The 6,172-nt window shown below is 49.2% G+C and carries 7 protein-coding genes; 4 read left to right on the forward strand and 3 right to left on the reverse strand.

Features of this window, described 5'->3' with window-relative positions:
- Positions 1 to 70: 70 nt before the first annotated feature.
- From ybeY to LKK83_RS18590, 4 genes are all read left to right on the forward strand, one after another.
- Entirely contained in the window at positions 71 to 577 is a 507-nt protein-coding gene (gene ybeY / locus LKK83_RS18575) for an rRNA maturation RNase YbeY (RefSeq protein WP_324632772.1), read from the forward strand.
- 218 nt (positions 578 to 795) lie between these two features.
- Entirely contained in the window at positions 796 to 1,200 is a 405-nt protein-coding gene (locus LKK83_RS18580; protein WP_324632773.1) for a diacylglycerol kinase family protein, read from the forward strand.
- A 419-nt stretch (positions 1,201 to 1,619) separates the two neighbouring features.
- On the forward strand, positions 1,620 to 2,207 hold the full coding sequence (locus LKK83_RS18585) for an anthranilate synthase component II (RefSeq protein ID WP_324632768.1): 588 nt from the start codon (positions 1,620 to 1,622) through the stop codon (positions 2,205 to 2,207).
- Positions 2,208 to 2,435: 228 nt separating this feature from the next.
- Positions 2,436 to 3,242 (forward strand): MBL fold metallo-hydrolase, encoded by an 807-nt coding sequence (locus tag LKK83_RS18590; RefSeq protein WP_324632774.1) that lies wholly within the window; start codon positions 2,436 to 2,438, stop codon positions 3,240 to 3,242.
- Between the two features lie 130 nt (positions 3,243 to 3,372).
- Here LKK83_RS18590 and LKK83_RS18595 read toward each other — a convergent pair whose 3' ends face one another.
- From LKK83_RS18595 to LKK83_RS18605, 3 genes are all read right to left on the reverse strand, one after another.
- Positions 3,373 to 4,584 carry a M20 metallopeptidase family protein gene (locus LKK83_RS18595; protein ID WP_324632769.1) on the reverse strand — a complete coding sequence of 404 codons (1,212 nt, stop codon included), beginning with the start codon at positions 4,582 to 4,584 and terminating at the stop codon, positions 3,373 to 3,375.
- A gap of 217 nt (positions 4,585 to 4,801) precedes the next feature.
- Entirely contained in the window at positions 4,802 to 5,497 is a 696-nt protein-coding gene (gene bioD, locus LKK83_RS18600; protein ID WP_324632770.1) for a dethiobiotin synthase, read from the reverse strand.
- Positions 5,498 to 5,986: 489 nt separating this feature from the next.
- A partial coding sequence (locus tag LKK83_RS18605; protein ID WP_324632771.1) for a hypothetical protein occupies positions 5,987 to 6,172 on the reverse strand: 186 nt, incomplete at its 5' end.

Consider the following 6,172-nt stretch of genomic DNA (forward strand, 5'->3'; position numbering starts at 1 on the left):
GGAGAACTCCTCCCTACGCATAAATGACGAGGGTTTCCGTTCTCCCCCTTACCAACCCTAATTTCTGATGATGGAAATCGAGCTGAGCGTGCAGGATAAGTATTGGAGCGATGCGGTTTCAGGCGGATCCCAAGCGGAAGAGATCGCCGCTGAAGTGTGGGAGAAATGGTTCGAGACTTGGCTAGAAAGGCTAGAGGAGGATCTGCCAGAGGCATGTGGTTACGAACTGACAATCCGCCTGAGTGGCGATCGCGAAATCCAAGCCTTAAACGCTCAGTACCGGCATCAGGACAAGCCAACCGATGTTTTATCCTTTGCTGCCACTGAAGCAGAATATCCGGTTCGAGAACTGTTGGGGGAAGAAATGCCCTTGTATTTAGGAGATATTATGATTTCGGTAGATACAGCGCGGCGACAAGCTCAGAGTCAGGGGCATCCACTACAGATGGAACTGGCGTGGCTAGCGGCGCACGGATTGCTTCACTTATTGGGTTGGGATCATCCAGACGAAGAGAGTCTGACCCGGATGTTAAACGAGCAAGAAACATTACTCCAGGCAGTGGGTCTTGCACTCTAATCGAACTCGGAAAAAGCTTTGTAGCAAATCGAGCTTGTAGTATGGGTGATGGATCGCCTGAGAGACAGAATACAACCCCTATCTCTGCCATGACATTTAATCAGAAAGAAATATCCGATGGCAAAGCCAAGAACGTGACGCCGCAATCTTCCGTGTCGAATGGCTCGCCGATGTCTTCAGATAAATCAACCCCCCCTGCAAAACGATCGCATCCCTCCATGCAATTGAAGCGCGAGTTGTCGTGGCAGGTGGCCAACAATTTATTGATTAGTTTTAAATATGCGTGGGCGGGAGTTTCATATGCCTTCCGCACCCAACGCAACTTTCGGATCCATGTTGCGATCGGAACCTTAGCGATCGGGCTTGGATTTTGGTTAGAGCTCAGTGGGGTAAAAATCTCCATTATTGTGCTGACCATCGGTGCAGTGTTGGGGATGGAACTGTTGAATACGGCGATCGAATCCGTAGTGGATTTAACCGTTGAGCAGAGTTATCACGAATTAGCGAAAATTGCCAAAGATTGTGCGGCGGCGGCGGTACTAATTTCTGCGATCGCTGCCATTTTTATTGCCAGTTGTCTCCTGCTGCCTCCCTTGTGGTTGCGAGTGCAATCTCTTCTTTGAACCCTAGATTTTGTCATTGGTCATTGGTCATTGGTCAATTGTCATTGGTTATTGGTCAAAGGGGAGCGTTGAATGCCCTCTGCCTGTCTTAAAAAAACTCTGCATCGCCACGAGCAGACAGGATTGCGATTTTGGGCGTACAATGTAGGATTAGGAAGCGGGGCGCGCCTTCTATGGAGGGAAAAGGGAAAGCGCTTGTTCCGGGCAAGCAAGATTTAGTTCAGGTAAAAACATCTCCCATTCTGAGTTAATTTTCCAAAACGATAATTAAGAGCGTAAAATTATTTTAATAAGTCCTGACCGTTCTGGTGCGGTGGATTTTTTTTGCCAAACACTGAGGGGAAGCCCACCCCACCCAACCCACCAGAGTCGGCCAATGATGAGGAACGTTTTTTAGCCATATTAAAGGAGCATCAGCCTTGATCGTTGTTATCGATAACTACGATAGCTTTACCTACAATCTAGTGCAGTATCTTGGAGAACTGGGAACCGAGTTGCCAGTTGCTGCTGAAATTGCGGTTTATCGCAACGATCGCCTTTCCATCGAACAAATCCGAAATTCTGGGGCAGCAGCGCTGGTGATTTCTCCCGGGCCGGGGCGTCCGGAAGACGCGGGAATTTCCCTAGAGGCGATCGCGGCATTAGGTTCAACCTTACCCATTTTAGGGGTTTGCCTCGGACATCAATGCATCGGACAAGTTTTTGGCGGTAAAATTATCTCTGCCCCAGAACTGATGCACGGAAAGACTTCCGAAGTGCATCATACTGGTGTGGGAGTTTTCCGGAATTTAGAAAATCCCCTTACCGCCACGCGATATCATAGTCTAGCGATCGACCGAGAAGGCTTTCCCGATGCCCTAGAAATTACCGCGTGGGTAGACGATGGTACCATTATGGGCGTGCGACATCGAGAGTATCCCAAACTCGAAGGAGTTCAATTTCACCCTGAAAGCATTTTGACAAACACCGGAAAACAGATGCTCAAAAACTTCCTAAGCGAGTTGTAGGTTCGGGCAAGTGTCATTTATCAATTACCTGACATACAACTTTTTAGGTAAATTTGAAGCAAAATATTTTACTGTTGAGTGGATTTTTTGCAAGCTATTCCTGTTTCAAAATCATCAGGCAATTGACCTTTTCTATTTTCGATAGAGGCTGAACGGAACAGAAATCCCAATTGCAAATCACCACTCGAGAAGATACAGACCATTCACCATCAATCCCAATAGAGAATGATGAATCGACGACAGTTGTTGCGCTACGGACGGATAGGGACGTTAGCAGCCCTTGCCACCACCGTACCTTCAGCATGGCAAACCTATCAAGCGCAAACCGCCCCAGAACCGGAAACGCCCTCTCCCTCCGATAATTCCCTGTTGGTGCAATGGTTGGGTCATACCTGCTTTTTGTTTGTGGGTGAGGGTCAAAGCGTGTTAGTGAATCCCTTTCGCACCCTCGGTTGTACGGCGGGATATCGCCCGCCCCAGGTCAATGCAGATTTGGTATTAATTAGTTCTCGATTGTTGGACGAAGGAGCAACGGAGAATTTGCCGGGAAACCCGAGAATTTTATTTGAACCGGGAGCTTATCAATTTCGCGGCCAACAAATCCAGGGAATTCGCACCTTTCACGATCGCGAAGGAGGACGAAGGTTTGGCATTAATGTTGCATGGGGGTGGATCCAAGCCGGCATCAAGATCGTCCATTTAGGAGGAGCTGCCGCACCGATTACTCCAGAGCAGCAAATTCTCATGGGACGTCCGGATTTGTTATTTGTACCCGTAGGCGGTGGACCGAAAGCCTACAGCCCCGAAGAGGCAAAAGAGGAGATGCTGAAGCTCAATCCCCGCGTGGTGATTCCCACCCATTATCTCACCCAAGCTGCCGATCGCGACAGTTGCAATTTAGTGGAGATCGAACAGTTTCTCGCCTTAGTAGAAGACGCCACCATCGAAAAAACCACCAGTGACTCGATTCGCCTGTCGCGATCGCGCTTACCCGAGAACCAGAGAGTGGTCAAAGTATTGAGTTACAACTTTTAAGCCAAAATAATTGGTCATTGGTCATTGGTCAATTGTCATTGGACAAAAGACAAAGGACAAAGGACAAAGGACAAATCCTGGAGGGTGGGCAATGCCCACCGCCATTTACAAAGATTGAGAAAACCACCGATTAAGCGCAATACTTTTCCACAAAACGAACGAAGATTTCCACTCCAGTTTGGAGGGCGGATTCATCAAAATCAAATCGGGGATGATGATGGGGATAGGCTAAATTTTGAGAAAGATTAGCCGTGCCCAAAAAGAAATAGCATCCTGGCACTTCTTGTAAAAAGAAACTCATATCTTCGCCCCCCATTGTTTGACATTCTGGAACCACACCGGCAGGGGTTTCGATAACATTGGTGGCGACAGAACGGACTAAATCGGCGATCGCCGGATCGTTAATCACCGGTGGATAAAGCCGCCAATAATCCAAGTCGTAGGTTGCCCCATGACCTTGACAGACGCCGGCAATAATATCCTGAATGCGCTGCGGGATATGCTCCCCTAACTCTGGATTAAAATAGCGCACGGTGCCACTCATAGAAGCGGAGTCAGCAATCACGTTCAAAGCGGTGCCGGCATGAAGGGTGCCCACAGTAACCACTGCAGCATCTACAGGATTGACATTGCGCGCCACAATCGTCTGTAGCGCCTGGACCACTTGCGATGCCACCAAAATCGAATCGATGGTTTGATGTGGCATTGCGCCATGTCCGCCTTTCCCGTGAATCTGGCAGCGAAAACATTCTGTTGCAGCCATCAGCGGGCCGCTGCGAACTCCTACGGTGCCGATGGGCAAATTGTTCCACAGGTGCAGACCGACGATGGCATCCACTGTGGGATTTTCGAGTACTCCTGCTTCGATCATGGGTTTGGCACCGCCGGGGCCTTCTTCTGCGGGTTGAAACAGCAGTTTCACCGTACCGGCAAAGTCATCGCGATGATGGGCGAGATAGTAGGCGGTGCCCAGGGCGATCGCGGTATGACCATCGTGACCACAAGCGTGCATTTTGCCATCATGTAGAGATCGATAAGGCACCTGGTTTTCTTCCAGAATCGGTAAGGCATCCATATCTGCGCGAATTGCCAGTATCGGTCCGGGTTTAGCCCCCTTAATTGTGGCCACAATCCCGGTTTGTGCCACCCCGGTTTGATGCTCGATGCCCCATTCTTGTAATTTTCGCGCCACAAACTCACTGGTGAGGTGTTCTTGGAACCCCAGTTCTGGTCGTTGATGCAACCAGCGACGCCATTCTACTAGGGTCGGTTGTAACGCCTGAATCTGCGATCGCACTGGCGAGGGTTGAGTCGCTTGGGACTCGCGGAAAGTAGAAACCATATCTGAAATTGTCTGTAAAAATCGCTACATTATTTCAAGGTTATTTTAATCCACCAGGGATGGGTCAAGTTTCCCATTCCAGAAGGTTTAAAGAAAATCGGCATAGGGGGCGTTTCGAGAATGCGCGGATCGTACCTGGATGCTACGCCGTTCAAAAAGCCTGCAAACGTTTAGTTTATTTAACTTAACATAAGATGAAGCAACCATCACCAGGGCGTTAATAGGGGATATTTTTGAATGGCATCAATCGCTCTAGATCCAGATCCGACGCAGCTTTCGCCAGAGCGTCCAAGTCAGTGGAATCTGCAAGATGAGGCAAAATCCCCAGAACTGGGGTTTGGGTAAAAGACTCGATCGCGGCGATCGGTGTCCAGTCGTCAATTTGCTGGGGCGATCGCGGCTGAACGCAGTTGAGGACGATACCGCACAGGGGAACCCCAACTTGTCTGGCGAGAGCAACATGAGCAACGGCGGCGGAGATTGCCCCTAACCTAACCGGAACCACTAACACGGCTGGAATCTGCCAATCTCGCCCTAAATCCGCTACGGTCAGTTCGTCGGTTATTGGCGACCCCAATCCGCCCAATGCTTCCACCAGTACCAAAGCGGACCGCTGGCGCAAGGTGGTAAAAACTGGCCACAGCTTTTGCACTTCGATGCTGCGTCCTTCTCGTTCTGCGGCGATCGGGGGGGCGAGAGGAGCCTGGAAATAAAGCGGCGTAATTTCTTCCTGGGATTGGTTCAGGTCAAACAAACGCTGGTAGAGTTCGCGATCGCCTGTTCCCGACTGTATTGGCTTCATCATCCCTAATGGCCGATTCGAACAATACTTTTGCCAATAGGCGGCGATCGCGCAGGTTAACACCGTCTTTCCGGCGTCGGTATCCGTTCCAGTAATCAGTAATGCGTTCAAAGTCACACCACCCTCGAAGGTCAACGATCCATGTTCGAGCATTATCGCCCAACCGTCAATTTGTGGATCTTCACTCCTTCCCAGGCGGAGCTTTTCCCGCTAAAAGCAACGGGCTGTTGATGTGACAACTTTCAGATTGCGATCGCAACTCCAATGCAATACTCGGTGAAGCGCGATTTAATCTTGCAGGTCGAGAAAATTGCAATGCTTTTATTGCTTATCTTCCCTGCCTGTGCCTTTACCTTCATTATACCCCATGCCCCCTCTTTTTTTTAATTCAATTGAAAAAAATTTTCCGGCTCAACATAATAGCCCTAGAGTCGGAATGGTGCGATCGCGATCGGTGAAGCTCAACTTTCGGCTGTTGGCTTATCACAATTTTTGCATTGTTTAAGTTTCCTGGATGAGGAAACGCTCTCATTTTACCCAATTCCCTTTTATTTTGTCAACCCATTGACCAAACATGGCCCGATTCAACGAGTCTCGCGTCTAGCCTATTCTTATTTTCCTTGATAGTCCGGCGGCCACATCAATTTTATAGTCTCCTGTTTGCGAGACTCGACCTTGCCATTGAACCAATCGCGAGCCATCTTCCACTAATTGCCCATACTTAATCCCATTCCCCTTGCTCTCCGCTAAACAATAAAAGCATTGCTTTGAAATTACCACCCCATT

The sequence above is a fragment of the Phormidium sp. CCY1219 genome (assembly GCF_035615515.1).
In the GTDB taxonomy this organism is placed as follows: Bacteria; Cyanobacteriota; Cyanobacteriia; order Cyanobacteriales; family Laspinemataceae; genus CCY1219.

Bases quoted from the DNA above. Each gene is read 5' to 3' on its own strand.
- ybeY (WP_324632772.1), top strand. From the start codon at position 71: ATGGAAATCGAGCTGAGCGTGCAGGATAAGTATTGGAGCGATGCGGTT.
- LKK83_RS18580 (WP_324632773.1), top strand. From the start codon at position 796: ATGCAATTGAAGCGCGAGTTGTCGTGGCAGGTGGCCAACAATTTATTG.
- LKK83_RS18590 (WP_324632774.1), top strand. From the start codon at position 2,436: ATGAATCGACGACAGTTGTTGCGCTACGGACGGATAGGGACGTTAGCA.
- LKK83_RS18595 (WP_324632769.1), bottom strand. From the start codon at position 4,584: ATGGTTTCTACTTTCCGCGAGTCCCAAGCGACTCAACCCTCGCCAGTG.